The organism is Luteipulveratus mongoliensis (genome assembly GCF_001190945.1).
Taxonomy (GTDB): domain Bacteria; phylum Actinomycetota; class Actinomycetes; order Actinomycetales; family Dermatophilaceae; genus Luteipulveratus; species Luteipulveratus mongoliensis.
Window position 1 is genome coordinate 288,759 of sequence record NZ_CP011112.1, and the last position, 13,921, is coordinate 302,679.

General features: G+C 68.9%; 11 protein-coding genes. 5 read left to right on the forward strand and 6 right to left on the reverse strand.

What is annotated here, in order from left to right; translation table 11 throughout:
* Positions 1-3: 3 nt before the first annotated feature.
* Entirely contained in the window at positions 4-474 is a 471-nt protein-coding gene (locus VV02_RS01405; RefSeq protein ID WP_052589384.1) for a hypothetical protein, read from the forward strand.
* A 25-nt stretch (positions 475-499) separates the two neighbouring features.
* A complete protein-coding gene (locus VV02_RS01410; RefSeq protein WP_169787615.1) occupies positions 500-811 on the forward strand; it encodes a protease inhibitor I42 family protein in 312 nt (103 codons plus the stop codon).
* A 6-nt stretch (positions 812-817) separates the two neighbouring features.
* Here VV02_RS01410 and VV02_RS01415 read toward each other — a convergent pair whose 3' ends face one another.
* Complete coding sequence (locus tag VV02_RS01415; protein ID WP_052589386.1) at positions 818-1,990, reverse strand: hypothetical protein; 1,173 nt, start codon at positions 1,988-1,990, stop codon at positions 818-820.
* 139 nt (positions 1,991-2,129) lie between these two features.
* Here VV02_RS01415 and pepN point away from each other — a divergent pair, with 139 nt between their 5' ends.
* On the forward strand, positions 2,130-4,583 hold the full coding sequence (gene pepN / locus VV02_RS01420; protein ID WP_052589387.1) for an aminopeptidase N: 2,454 nt from the start codon (positions 2,130-2,132) through the stop codon (positions 4,581-4,583).
* On the opposite strand, the gene VV02_RS01425 is transcribed toward pepN, so the two are convergent.
* Entirely contained in the window at positions 4,573-5,880 is a 1,308-nt protein-coding gene (locus VV02_RS01425) for an MFS transporter (protein WP_169787616.1), read from the reverse strand. The two genes, pepN and VV02_RS01425, sit on opposite strands and share 11 nt — an antisense overlap.
* A gap of 275 nt (positions 5,881-6,155) precedes the next feature.
* On the opposite strand from VV02_RS01425, the gene VV02_RS01430 reads away from it, so the two are divergent.
* Together VV02_RS01430 and VV02_RS01435 are read left to right on the forward strand one after the other, a co-directional pair.
* Positions 6,156-6,905: an ABC transporter ATP-binding protein gene (locus VV02_RS01430; RefSeq protein WP_052589389.1), complete on the forward strand. Its 750-nt coding sequence runs from the start codon at positions 6,156-6,158 to the stop codon at positions 6,903-6,905.
* Positions 6,902-9,433, forward strand: coding sequence for an ABC transporter permease (locus VV02_RS01435; protein WP_218917330.1), 2,532 nt, complete (start codon positions 6,902-6,904; stop codon positions 9,431-9,433). Before VV02_RS01430 ends, VV02_RS01435 begins: the two co-directional genes overlap by 4 nt.
* Before the next feature lie 10 nt (positions 9,434-9,443).
* Here the strand turns inward: VV02_RS01435 and VV02_RS01440 are convergent, their stop codons facing one another.
* Genes VV02_RS01440 through VV02_RS01455 form a run of 4 tightly spaced genes read right to left on the reverse strand, consistent with a single transcriptional unit; the run spans position 9,444 to position 13,898 of the window.
* The gene (locus VV02_RS01440) at positions 9,444-11,153 is read right to left on the reverse strand and encodes a sugar ABC transporter permease (RefSeq protein WP_052589390.1); all 1,710 of its coding nucleotides are present in this window, start codon (positions 11,151-11,153) and stop codon (positions 9,444-9,446) included.
* Between the two features lie 32 nt (positions 11,154-11,185).
* On the reverse strand, positions 11,186-12,652 hold the full coding sequence (locus VV02_RS01445; RefSeq protein ID WP_052589391.1) for an FtsX-like permease family protein: 1,467 nt from the start codon (positions 12,650-12,652) through the stop codon (positions 11,186-11,188).
* Complete coding sequence (locus VV02_RS01450; protein WP_052589392.1) at positions 12,649-13,365, reverse strand: ABC transporter ATP-binding protein; 717 nt, start codon at positions 13,363-13,365, stop codon at positions 12,649-12,651. The genes VV02_RS01445 and VV02_RS01450 overlap by 4 nt, the downstream gene beginning before the upstream one ends.
* Positions 13,362-13,898, reverse strand: a complete 537-nt coding sequence (locus tag VV02_RS01455; protein WP_052589393.1) for a PadR family transcriptional regulator — start codon at positions 13,896-13,898, stop codon at positions 13,362-13,364. Before VV02_RS01455 ends, VV02_RS01450 begins: the two co-directional genes overlap by 4 nt.
* Positions 13,899-13,921: the final 23 nt, after the last annotated feature.

A 13,921-nucleotide genomic window follows, 5' to 3' on the forward strand; every position in this document is an offset into this window, starting at 1 on the left:
GTCATGCCCACCAAGACCACACGCACCCGCAAGGCCGCCCCAAAGGCGAGTATCCCTCGTACGGCCGCCTACTCGGCCCCCACGACGGAAGTCGCGCCCGATCCACACCCGCTCAGTGACGCCGAGCTCCAGCTGATGGCCGGCGATGCGTCGACGGCCGACGCAGCGGCTGATGACGCGTACGCGCCCGAGCCCACGATGCAGCCGCCTGGCACCGCGGTAGCGGCCGGCTACACCGCGGCGACCGCGGCGGCGGCGATCACGGGCCAGAAGGTCACCGCCCTCTGGGCCGAGCAGACGAACCGCAACGCTCAGATCCACCTGCAGACCGCGGGCTGGAAGAAGCTCGGTCGCCAAACCGATTCCGGCTCAACGGTATTGACGCTGCTCGCTGCTCACGCTCAGTCGTCGGGGATCGCTCCGGTCGCCCAAGAGGACCCTCCGGGCTCGATCATGTCGATGTACGTCTGGTGACCGAGACACCCTCATGCATCACGTCATGGAGTCCCCCAGGCCCGGTCAGCAGATCGACTTGTCGGTCGAGGACAGCCTCGAGATCCGGCTGAGTCATCCCAGCGGCACGGGCTATCGATGGAGCGCGGACCGGGTCCCCTCGTGCGTCGTCCTGCGCCGGGCCGACGCCGAGCTCGGGCCGACCAAGAGCCCCGTGCGAACCCCTGGTCAGGCACGCACCAGTGTCATCGAGCTGATGGCCACCGAACCGGGGGACGGCGAGCTGCGGCTGGCGCTCGGCCGTCCCTGGGAGTCCGAACCGGCGGAGGTTGTCGACCTCATGCTCACCGTGCGCTGAGCCCGGTCAGGCGGTGTACAGCAGGCTGTCCTGCTGCTGCGGGATCCGGGTCCAGAGCGTCACGTTGCCGACCTCGAAACGCCCGACCACGACGCGCCCCTGTGTGGTGATGTCCGGTCGGAGCAACATCTGGGACCAGGACTGGGCAGTGCTCGTCGAACGACCGGTCTTGACCATCTCGGTCAGTCGCGTCGCACCCGTCTTGGCCGTGGAGTCATCGGCGTGCACGAAGGTCACGATCAGCAGCTGCTTCGCGCCGTCTCGTGCCTGGCCGAGTCCCATTGCGGCGTAAGGAGGTTGGCCCGTCTTGGTGAGGTCCCCGATCGCTGCCTTGAGCTGCTCGGGTGTCAGTGGGCGACCGCGGGTGGCCGACGTCGGTGAGACCCGCTCGGTGCTCAGCCATGCGGCGTACGCACCGGCCTTGTCGAGCGCATCGGCCGCGGCTCTGAGATCGGCTGCGTTCGCGAGCGAAGTGCCCTGGCCCTCGGCGAGCCCGGCGAGCGCCTTCAGGCCGGCGTCGGTGCGGGCGTAGACGAGGGTGCTGCCATCAGGAATGGCGACGCGGCCGGATTGGCCGATCTGGGTCAGTGGTGACTTGCCCGCGAGCGACATGTCGATCTTGAGGTCGTCCAGCCAGCGCACCGCTTCGACGCCGCCGATCTTGGTCACGGTGGCCTGGGGTCCGACCGAGGTCTTGACGGCCTTCTGCACCGCGGCCGAGTCGAAGACCCCACGGACCACCTGGTGCGTCTCCGGTGGAGCACCCGCGGAGATGTCGGCGGTCAGCCGGCCCGGGTCGTACCCGAACTTCGCCTGCACCTCGCTCGGCCGAATCAGGTTGCCTGCGAAGAACGTCGTGGGCGCCAACCCGATGGTGCTGCCCTTCGTTCCGCCACCGATCGTCAGTCCGAGGCCTCCGCGATCGAGCTCGGCACCGGTGGCGTGGCGGTCGAAGCCGGAGGCCTTCCAGGCGGGGTCGAACCGGTTGACGGTGACGTCTTTGCGGTTCGCTGGAGTGTCCGGCACGAGGGAGAGCATCCCGGCGATCGAGTCCTGCGGCGTCTTCGTGTCCCCCTTGCTGCCGGTGCTCGGGCCGTCGTCACTGCACGCCGGTAGCGCGGCCAACGAGAACGCCACGAGCAGGCTGCCGCGGATGACCTGGCGACGGGTAGTGGGCACAGCGGACCTCCGCAGAAGAAGAGCGACCAGACGACTTTGGCCGACCGTACGGGTGTAGACGTCCGCACTGTCGGGGGCGCTCCGTCCGAGCGCGCTTTATACGGTCGCGCGAGTCCAGGTGGACTGAGAGGGTGCATGGGTGTCGCTGACTCACGCTGAAGCCCGGGAGCGGTCCGCCCTCATCGCGGTCCAGTCGTACGACGTACTGTTCGAGCTCGACAGCGGCCGTACGTTCCGATCCCGCAGCGAAGTCACGTTCGCGTGTCGTCAGCCGGGCACCTCCACGTTCATCGAGCTGACCAACGCGACGGCCGTGACCGTCACACTGAACGGCGAGCGGCTGCCGGCCCAGGCGTACTCCGATCAGCGGATCACGTTGCCAGCGCTCACTGCTGCCAACACCGTGGTGGTGGAAGCGACGTTGCCGTATGTCAACGATGGCGAGGGCATGCATCGCTTCGATGACCCTGCAGACGGTGCGACCTACATCTGTGCGTTCGGCGGTATGGATGCGACGCAACGCATCTTCGCGTGCTTCAACCAGCCTGACCTCAAGGCAACGGTGCACCTTGCGGTGCGTGCCAACACCGCCTGGAGCGTGTTGGCCAACGGTGCTTTCGAGTCATCGGCGTCCGGCCTGACGACCTTTTCACCGACGCCACCGATCTCGCCCTACCTCTTCACCATGTGCGCCGGGCCTTGGCACTCAGTGCGATTCGAGCACGCAGGCATCTCGTTCGGCTGGCATGCCCGGGCGTCCCTCGGGGCGCAGCTGGACCGCGACGCTGACGAGCTGCGTGAGGTCACCACCGCGTGCTTCGACCACTACACAACGATCTTCGACGAGCCGTACGCGTTTGGGCCCTACGACCAGGTCATGGTTCCCGGTCTGAACTGGGGCGCCATGGAGTCGCCGGGATGCATCACCTTCCGCGACGAGCTGTTGTTCCGTGGGCAGGCAACCGATGCCGAGCGTGGGCTGCGCGCCGAGGTGATCGCCCACGAGATGGCCCACATGTGGTTCGGGGATCTCGTGACGATGCGCTGGTGGGACGACTCGTGGCTGAGCGAGTCGTTCGCGGACTACATGGGGTTCCAGGTGAGCGCGGCCGTCACCGAGTTCGATGCGGCTTGGCTCCGATTCTCCCTTGGGCTCAAGGGATTCGCCTACCGGGCGGACGAACGTCGATCAACACATCCGGTGGCTCCGGACCCCGGCTCGGTCCCGGACGTCGACACAGCGATCGGCATCTTCGACTCGATCTCCTACGGCAAGGGCAACTCCGCGCTGCGGCAGCTGGTGACCTGGCTGGGCGAGGACGAGTTCCTCGCCGGCGTCAACGCGTACCTCTCCCAGTACCGCTTCGGCAACGCCAGCCTGGACGATCTCATCGATGCGCTCGACACTGCGTCGACTCGGGACGTCCGGGGCTGGGCCCAGTCCTGGCTGCGCACAACGGGATTCGACACTCTTCGGGTGGGCCGAGACGGCGACGTTCCCGTCATCTCGCGCGAAGGCGACCGGCAGCACCGAACTCGGATCGCGGCGTACACGATCGACAACGACCGGCTGCGCGAGGTCTCGACGGAGTCGTACGAGATCAGCCAGGCTTCCCTGTCGCTGCCCCAGCTCGCTGGGCTCGCCGTCATTCCCAACAGCCACGACGAGACCTTCGCGCGGGTGCTGCTCGACCCATTGTCCTGGGGCGCCGTACGCCAGGGCCTCTCGACCATCGAGGACAAGACCGTTCGCGCGGTGGTGTGGTCCACGGCCTTCGACATGGTGGCCTCCTCGGAGCTCACGCCGACAGAGCTCCTGGACCTCGTGGCCGCCCATCTTCCGAGCGAGTCGCACGCTTCGATCGTCGAGAGGGTGATCGATCGGCTCGGTGGTGTGCTCAGCTCCTGGATTGCACCGGACGCGCTCGCGCAGGCCCATCGGCAGCTCGCGTCGACGTTCGACTCTGTGCTCGACCGTGCCTCTGACGCGTCGATCCTGCTGGCCGCAACCCGCGCACGGGTCCGCTCGGCATCAACGAATGACGTTGGAATGCTTGAGGACTGGCTCAGGTCGGAGCGCACCAGTCACGGTGTCGACGTCGAGGCGGACCTGCGTTGGCGGATCGTGGGACGCCTGGCCGAGCTCGGTGCCATCGACGAGCAGCGGATCGGTGAGGAGGCGCAGCGGGACAAGTCGACGCAGGGCGAACAGGGTTCGGCACGCGCCCTTGCGGCGCAACCCACCGCTGAGGCGAAGGCCGTCGCGTGGGAGGCACTGTTCGGTCGTAGCGCCACTGACTCGAACCGCACGTTCGAGGCCCGTGCCAAGGGTTTTTGGTCGGCCGAGCACGCGGATCTCGTCGCGCCGTACGTCGGTCGCTACCTCGACGAGGCTCCGAGTCTCGCCACTCGCAGCCAAGGTGTGGCGCAGCAGATCGGAGACGCGTTCCCGGTCCACGCCGCCACACCTGAGACCGTGAAGCAGGTGCGCACGGCGCTTGCCGCCGAGCCACCGACCGTGCTGCGGCGCATCTGGGAGGACCGTCTCGACGATCTCGAGCGCTCCGTACGGATCAGACAGGTCAGGCGCTGACCAGAGGCCGACGAGGGGCAGGGGCACGCTCGAGGCAGATCAGCACCATCGAGCCCGCCACGACGTAGCCGACTCCTTGGCAGGCCAGGACCGGCATGATGCCGATGGCTTCGCCGAGGAAGCCGGCCGCGGTCGTACCCACCACCATCGCCACCGACCTGGCCAGCATCACCAGCGCGAAGACTCGGCCCCGCTGTCGATCGGTGCTGTGCTGCTGGAAGAGCGTCATCATCCCGGCAGACACGATGGCTCCGGGAAGACCGACCACGACCATGCCGACCGCGGCGGGCCAGGTGGCCACGAGCGTCAGTGGGTAGAGGAAGACCACGAGGTCGACCACACCGAACGCGAGCGCACCGCATCCGAGCATCCGTCTCGGCGACCAGCGGCCGCCGAAGGTCGCGACCACGAGGGCGCCGACGACTCCGCCGACCGCCTGGATGCCGCTGATGAGGCCGAGCGCCTGCGGTCCTCCGTGGAGCACCGACCGGACGAACGGGGCGAAGAGCGTGCCCATGATCCCCTCGCCGACGGAGGTGATCAGGCAGAAGACCAGCAGCACCCGCACGGTCGGCGAGCCCCACGAGACGCGCAGACCCTCGGTCCACTCAGCACGCAGCTCGGCGAGCCGGCCGAGCACGAGGTCCTCCGCGGAGTCATCGCCGTCGTCGGACGTACGTCGCCCAGAGGTCTTGATCGCCAGCACCAGCGCGCCCGCGATCAGGAAGGTGATGGCGTCGACCACGGCGACGGCCGGAATGCCACCCACCGCCGCAACCACGCCCCCGAGCCCGCCGCCGACGAGGCGTGCGACGTTCTGACTCTGGGCGTTCAGCGCGTTGGCGGTGATCAGCTCGCCTGCGTCGGACTCCTCGACGACTCTGGGCAGCATCGCCTGCTCGGCCGGCGCGAAGAACACCTCGATCGCCGACTCCCAGATCAGCACCGGGAAGACGATCCAGACCTGGCCCACCCCCTGCACCGCGAACAGCGGCAGCAGCCCGGCCGCGAGCAGGACGTGCGCGATGACCATGGTGCGTCGGCGGTCCCACCGGTCGACGAAGACGCCCGCCACCAGACCCGCCAGGACCTGCGGCACGAAGCCGGCCAGCAGCGTCGCCGCCGACGCCAGCGTCGAGCCGGTGAGCGCGTACACCGAGTAGGTCAGGCCGATCGCGAGCAGCCAGTCGCCGGTCATCGAGACGAGCCCGGCGCCCACGAGGAGCCTCAGGTCTCGCCGGCGACGGAGCAGGCGCCACGGGGCGCCGAGATCGAGGTGTGCGATGAGTGACGTCACAGTTGACACCATAGCGACGTCATCACGATGTCGTCTAGACGTCGCTAGCGACATCACCGAAGCTCCGTTGGTCGAGTAGCCGGAGCGCCAGCGGAGGCGTATCGAGACCAGGTGCGCGCACTCACCAGGTCTCGATACGGCTCGCGCTGGGGCGCTCACCTACTCGACCGGCGCGGGTAGCAGGCGCTCGCTCGTGACCGGTAGGGACATCCGTACCTCGAAGTGTCGGGCTGGCTGGCTAGTGATGTCACCGGCGTCCCGGCAGGTTTGAGGACATGCAAACCAAGGAAGTCCGGGGGCCGGTTCAGCCGGTGGTCGAGGTCGTGGACATCGCCAAGACGTACGCCGGTGCGGGCGGAGTGCCCGCGCTCGACGGGGTGTCCGTCGCGTTCGCAAGAGGGACGTTCTGCGCCGTGATGGGGCCGTCAGGGTCCGGGAAGTCGACGCTGCTGCACTGCGCGGCCGGTCTCGACCGGCCCGACCGCGGCGACGTGCGGCTCGGCGGTGAGGACATCGGGCGGCTGAAGGAGCCGGCCCTGACGCGGGCGCGACGTCGCCGCGTCGGGTTCGTCTTCCAGTCGTACAACCTGATGGACTCGTTGACCGTGTGGCAGAACGTGCTCCTGCCGCGGAAGCTCGCCGGTGACCGGCCGGACAAGGCGTGGGCACGTGAGGTGATCGCTCGGGTGGGGCTGAGCGGACGCGAGCATGATCGGCCGGGTCAGCTGTCCGGCGGTCAACGCCAACGGGTCGCGCTCGCTCGAGCACTGGCCGCTCGCCCCGAGGTGATCTTCGCCGACGAGCCGACCGGTGCCCTCGACCTGTCGACCGGTCGCGAGGTGCTGACGCTCCTGCGCGAGGCGGTCGACGACTTCGGTACGTCGGTCGTGATGGTCACGCACGATCCCGCATCTGCCGCCTGGGCGGACCGGGTGGTGTTCCTGGCCGACGGTCGGATCGTCTCCGAGCTCGGCTATCCCACGTCGGAGCAGATCGCGGCGCAGATGATGGCGGTCAGCGCATGATGCTGCGACTCGCTCTCGGCACCCTGCGGCACCGGGTCGGCGCGTTCGTCGGGACCTTCGTCGCAGCGGTCCTCGCGGTCGCGCTGCTGGCGGCGGGCGGGCTGCTGCTCTTCTCCGTGCTGACCGCAAAGGCGCCCGCGGACCGGTTCGCCGCCTCCGACCTGGTCGTCTCCACCGACCGTCACGTTACGGTGACGAGCACGCACGAGAAGAAGAAGGGTAAGACCAAGACGAAGACCAAGAGCGAGCGGCTGACGGGCGCGGGCACGTTGCCGCCCGACCTCGCCGATCGACTGTCTCGGGTCCCGGGTGTGGCTGCGACTGTTGCGGATTCGGCATTTCCGGTGGTGCTGGTCGGCCCACATGGGCAGTCCGTTCACGGCGCTGACGATGCTCCTGTGATCGGACACGGTTGGGGCTCGGCCCAGCTCACGCCGTACGCCCTCCGCACCGGCCGTACGCCGCGCGCCGGCGAGGCGGTCATCGACGCCGATCTGGCTCAGCGGGGCGGACTGTCGGTCGGCTCCCGGGTGATGGTCACCTCTCGCGCCGGCACCCGACCGCTGGTCGTCTCGGGAGTCGCGGCACCTTCTGGTCGCGCTGGCTTGCCCGCGCAGGGCGCGTTGTTCGTCGCGGACTCCGCCATCGGGCAGGTGTCGGGTCTGAGCGGGCCGACAGCGGTCGGCGTACAGGCTGTTCGTGGGACGTCGATCGGTGAGCTGCGTGACGGCGTACGGTCGGTGGCCGGCGATCTGCCGGTGCGGACCGGTGGGGATCGCGTCGAGGCAGACCTTCCTGGGGCGGTACCGGACTACATCGGGCCGATCTCGATCTTCGGCTTCACCATCGGAATCACAGGATTCGCAGCGGTATTCGTCCTTACGGGCACGGTCTCCTTGGGCGTGCGGCAGCGGCTGCGTGAGCTCGCGCTGCTGCGTACGGCAGGGGCGACACCTCGTCAGCTGCGACGTCTGCTGGGTGCCGAGGCGGTCGTCCTGGCGATCCTCGCGGCGATCCCAGCCGTGCCGCTCGGCATCGTCCTGTCTCGCGTGATTGCTGCGCGGTTCAAGGAGATTGACGCGATTCCGGCTCAGTTCGAGGTACGCACCAACCCGGCGGTCCTCGTCGCTGCGGTGGTGGTGGGAGTGTTGCTGACCTTCGTGTCTGCACGGGTTGCCGGTCGACGCGCCGCCAAGATCGCTCCAACTCAAGCGCTGGCGGAGACCGCAGTCGCGCCGACAGGAGCGCTCGTCCTCCGAACCCTCATCGCGCTCATCACCGCTGGTGGTGCGGTCGCCGTCCTGACCTTCGTACCGCTCGGTGGCGACCTGGGCATGGGCATGAGCTTCATCTCTTCGGCCCTGCTGCTGTGCGCGGTGGCCGCGCTGGGACCGGTGCTGGTCCACGGTCTGACCGCGGTCTTCGGACGCGTCGCCGGGCTCGGCGGGGTGACGGCGTGGCTCGCGGGCCTGGTGACACGGGCCGAGAGTCGCCGGGTCGCGGCCGTGGCGGTGCCGCTGGTGCTGATGTTCGCGATCAACGCCACGATGCTGCTGACCTCGAACCTGCTCACCAAGGTCACCCACTCCGAGGCCGCCGCACGTGGTGCTGTGGCCACGGCTCAGGTGACCAGTCGGGACGGGATTCCACTCACGACGGTGGCGGACGTCGTACGGCAGCCGGGGGTGACCGGCTCTGCTGCGACGGTGCCGACGAGCGTGATCCTGCCGGAGGAGGACGAGCCCGAGGACCATCCCGCTCAGGGCATCGAGCACTCCGGCGACTCAGCGATCGATCTCGGCTTCACGGCCGGAAACCTCGGAGGCGCAGGCACATTCGCCGCGAGCAAGCCACTCGCATCGGCACACCACTGGAAGGTCGGGGAGTCGGTCTCCATGTGGCTCGCTGACGGCTATCCGGTGACGTTGCGCCTGACGGGCATCTACGAACGAGCACGCGGATTCGGCGAGCTGGCACTGCCCGGCGCACTCGTCGCCTCACACGATCCGCGCGGGCTGGCGACCGGTGTCGCGCTGCGGTACGACGGCGACGTCGCCTCGCGGATCACGGCCCGCTGGCCGGACCTGACCGTGACTCGGGGCGCCTCGACTGCGACCGCGGCCGACACCGAGGACCAGGAGGGAGCGTGGGAGGTGATGATGGCAATCACGTTGGGGTTCACCGCAATTGCCGTCATCAACACGTTCGCGATCTCGGCGTCGGGGCGGCGGCGCGAGTACGCAGACCTGCGGCTCGCGGGGGCAACCGTCGGTCAGGTGCGGGGCGCAGCCCTGCGCGAGGCCGTCGTGACGGTCGCGGTCGGGCTCGTGCTCGGCGCGATCGTGACGGGAATCGTGGTGGGAGCGTTCAGCATTGCGCAGGACGGCGCGTTCAGGATCATCGTCGACCCAGCGCGGTACGCCGCACTCGCCGGTGGCGTGGCGGCGCTCGGCCTGGTCGCCGGGATCGTCCCGACGCGGGTGCTCCTGCGACGACGCAGCCTGCCCGACATCGTGTCGCCGGAGTAGGCCCGGACGGTCAGGCGATCCACTTCGGTCGCCCGGCACGGATGGTGAGCGAGCCCAGGAGCGCGCAGAGTCCGGCGCCGGCGACCGCGAGCAGGATGGTGAGCGGGAGCGGGTTGGCCAGGCCGTAGGGCAGCGAGCCGGAACCGGTGTAGAACATCTCGTTGCGCAGCTGCACCAGCGTGACGGGGCCGGTCCGGTCCTCCGGCGTGACGGCGACCGCCAGCTGCCAGCCGATGTTCTGCGCGTGGCTGACGATCAGGCCGAGGAACATCAGCAGCACCGCGGCGGGCAGCGTGAGGATGGCGGCTAGGGGCGCTGGACCGCCGCGGGCCTGCGACTCGTCCCAACGACGTCGTACGCCGGCACTCACCAAGGTGCACACCACGAGTGCCGGCACGCTGACCCACATGGGCGGGGTCAAGGTGCGGTCGTCACCGATCTGATCGATGAAGTGGGTCATCGACAGGGTGCCCAGACCGACGAAAAGCCATGGCATGAAAGGCAGTAGGAGCCACTCACTGACGCGGCCGAGGGGCCGGAGCGCCCCGAGTCCGAACCCGCCGAGCGCCGCGACGAGGGCGGCGACACCGGCCGGCGGGATCCCGGGAGTCCACGTGTTGCTCGTCAGGTTCGGCGGCGTGGACGCGCCTCGAGGGAGATCGGTGTCGGACAGACCGGTCGCCCAGTCGTGCAGCAGGACCGCGATCACGACGACGGCCAGGACCGCGAGAACGATGGCGACGATGCCGCTGACGTTGGACCGTCCGGGCGAGTCCTCGGCGGCCGCGGGTTCAACACGGAGGCGGCTGCCGAGGATGAGGAGGCCGGCGATCAGGCCGAGCACTCCGACGATCACGAGGGTCAAGGTCTGCGATGCGGCACCCCGCCCGAACTGCATGCGCTGGAATCCGGACTGGTATGCCAACAGATTCGGCGTCAACGTCTCGCCCTTGGGTCCGCCCGTCGTCGCGACGAGCGAAGGCGCCAAGGACTGGATCGCGATGGCGACGATGGCCATCAGCGCAATGATCCCGACCAGCACCGCAGTCGCGACCGGGGCCATCCCCGACGACTCAGCGGACCGGGTGCGACTCACCGCGACGAACACCAGACCGCTGAGCCCGACCACGACCGGTAGGCCGCAGAGCATCGCGATCACGCGTACATCCATGCCGTCGCCGAGCGAGCGCTCGGGGAGGCTGGCGAGAATGATGCCGGTCGTGCCGACCAGCAGAACCAGAACGCCGAGCACGCCCGTGATGACGCGACGCAGGGGCGTCGAGGCACGGGCCGCGACCGCCCCGATGATCGGGCCGACAACGAGCGCGATGAGGGCCGGCAGCAGGGCGAGGCTCAGCGCGAACACCAACGCCTTGCCGTAGTCGAGGTTCTCGTAGTTGTCCATGCCGACCGAGGTCGCGGTGTCGCGCAGCGGGTTGCGGTTCTCGGTGCTGAGCTTGGCGGTCTGCCAGGACGGCACGACCAGATCACGAATCCAGAAGAACACTGCGGGCAGCAGCAGCGCCGCACCGAGGACGCGCAGCCCGACGGGAGTGGTCTGCCCGTACGACGTCACCCTGGGCACGTAGGGCGAGTAGACCGTCGATGTCGCGCCTGGTCCGCCGGGCCAGGTGGATGCTGGCGGGTTTGGCCCACCCTGCTGGGTCTGCGCGGACTGCTCTGCGGCCCAGCGGTTCTCATCGTTCGGCGGCTGCGACATGCGAGCAGACTATGCCGAGCGGGCCGCCCGATTCAGGCTGCTGCGCGGAGCTCGGTGATGCTGGTGCTGCGCCGCAGGAAGACCAAGGACACGGCAGTCACCGCGGTGGCGAGCAGCAGCGTGCCTCCCGCGAGCACGGCCAGATCAGACCACGGCACGGGTACGCCTACCTCACGGCCTTCGGGCGATCCACTCACGTACGCGGTCGTCCCGAAGACACCACGAGCCGCAAGCAGTCCTGTCCCGGTGGCGACAAGGACGGTGGGCACGAGCGGGAGGACTGTCTCCAGCACGGTTGCGACCGCGAGCGTACGACGCGGCACGCCGACTGCAGTCAGTGCTGCGAGCGTGCGACGCCGGGTGACGACACCTTCGGCGGCGACCACCAGCAGACCTGCAACAGCAATCACGACGGCGATGACGAGCATGGCGTTGACCGCGTTGAACGAGTCGGTGAAGAACCCGTCCCGTTCGGTCTCGTCGCCGGCCTTCCCACCGACCGAGGTCATGAAGTTCGCGCGGACGCCTTGAGCACCGGCGCCGATGAGGACGGCGAGCACGACTGCCGAGCTCACCCGGCTCGCCGTGAACGGTGCGTCGACCATCCGACGGGCGGCGATCAAGAGCGCCGGTCGGCGAGTACGCGATCCGATGAACCGCCCGAGCAGGTAGGCGCACGAGGCCGACCCGAAGATGAGGCCCAGACCGGCCAGGAGCACGAGCACCGGCATGGCCAGGAAGCCCCACCCGCTGACGCCGCCATCACCTGAGAGGAAGGACACGAGAGTCGACCAGAGCACGAGGCCAAGGACGCCCACGGCGAAGAGGATCGCCGGTGCGACCGCCGGCGGGCGGTGCGCGACTCGACGCAGCACACCAAAGGGCGTGATCGCCGTGCGGCGCAACGCGATTCGACTGCCGACCAGCGCGCCGACCGGCACCGCCGCAAGGCAGAGCACGATCAACCACAGCGGTGGAATGACATCAGCGGGAAGGACGCGCGCAGGTGGATGCACGATCTTCTCGCCGAACTCCCCGTGACCGACTCGCGCGGGTCCGAGGCCGGAGAAGAAGACATGCAGCACCACGTACGCGGCGCCACCGATCACCGAGCCGACCCCAGAGGCCACGAAGGACTCGAGGGCAACCACTCGGCGTACATCGCTCGGCGTGCCACCGGCCATGCGGAAGGCGGCCAAGCGACGGTCGCGGGCCGGCGCGCCGATGCGAGAGCACTGACCGACGAACGCCAGCACCGGCACGCAGACCAGCAGCATCGCCGTGATGACGCCACCGCGCAGACCGCTCTCGTTCAAGAGGTTGAGCCGATAAGGCCCGTCGCCCGGACCGATCGACACCACGGCGGCAGCGAGCAGCAGGGCCACGGTCGCGGCCGCCGATCCCAACGCAGTCAGCACGATCCGGAGCCCGTCCGCACGACTGCCGGTCACCGCCATCCGTAGCAGCGTGCTCAGTCGCGGCCCCCGATCGACGCTCATGACGCGTCGCCGGCCAGGCCGACCAGGTCGGCGTGGCCCGACTCGAGCGCGCCGTCGCGCAGGTGGATCTCGCGGTCGCCGTACGCCGACACCCGGGCGTCGTGGGTGACGAGGACGACCGTGGTCCCGGCTTCACGAGCGACGCGGACCAGCTGATTCATGACGAGCTCGCCGGCCAACGTGTCGAGGGCGCCCGTCGGCTCGTCGGCACAGACCACGGTCGGCTCGGTGACCATCGCGCGAGCTATGGCGACGCGCTGGGCCTGACCGCCCGAGATGGCCGACGGCCGAGCGTTCGCCACGCCGGACACCTCGAACCTCTCGAGCCAGGTCCGCGCCGCGCTCTCGGCCGCCCGGCGACTCGACCCACTGAGAAGCAAGGGGAGACAGACGTTTTCGAGTGCAGTCAGCTCAGGCACGAGCTGCCCGAACTGGAAGACGACACCGATCTCACGCCTCCGCAGCCGGGACCGAGCGGCTTCGTTCTCGGCGCTGATGCGGCGGTCGCCGAGCAGGACGTCCCCGGCGTCCGGCGTGAGCACTCCGGCGAGGCACAGCATGAGCGTGGACTTGCCCGACCCGGAAGGCCCGGTGATCGAGACGACCTCCCCCCGTCGTACCTGCAGGCTCACCCCCTTGAGCGCCGGCTCGTTGTCGTAGGAGTAGACGAGCGATCGCGCGGACAACGCGATGTCGTTCAGCTGATGACTCATGCGGTGATCTCCTCCGTGAGAGCGCTGACCCGCTGCAGGGCGGTCTCCATCCAGCGCAGATCGGCATCCAGATGCGAGATGGCGTAGTCGGCTGCGAGCACGTCGTGCAGCGACGAGGCCGGGTCGGTCTTGAGCTTGGTGAAGTGGCGCATCCGGTCCAGGTGCGCTTCGCGCTGACGTTGCAGGTACGCCGCCGCCTCGTCCTCGCCCGCGGCCAGGATGGTCAGGGTGACCTTGATGGCGAGCGGGTTGGCGACGTAGGGCGCGGGGTCCTCGGGCGCCTCGAGCCAGCGGTGCAGCTCCTCGCGCCCGGCGTCGGTCATGGCGTAGACCGTGCGGTCCGGTCCATCGACCCGCTGCACCGCGACGGGCTCGACGAAGCCCTTGTCCTGCAGGCGCTGCAGCGTGGCATAGACCTGACCGAAGGCCAGCGGCTTGGCAGCAGGGAAGTGTTCGTCGTGCACTCGCTTCAAGTCGTAACCGTGCTGCTGCCCCCTGGCCAGCAGCCCCAGCACTACATGCCCCGTCGTCATGGAGGTATCTATTCACACAATGA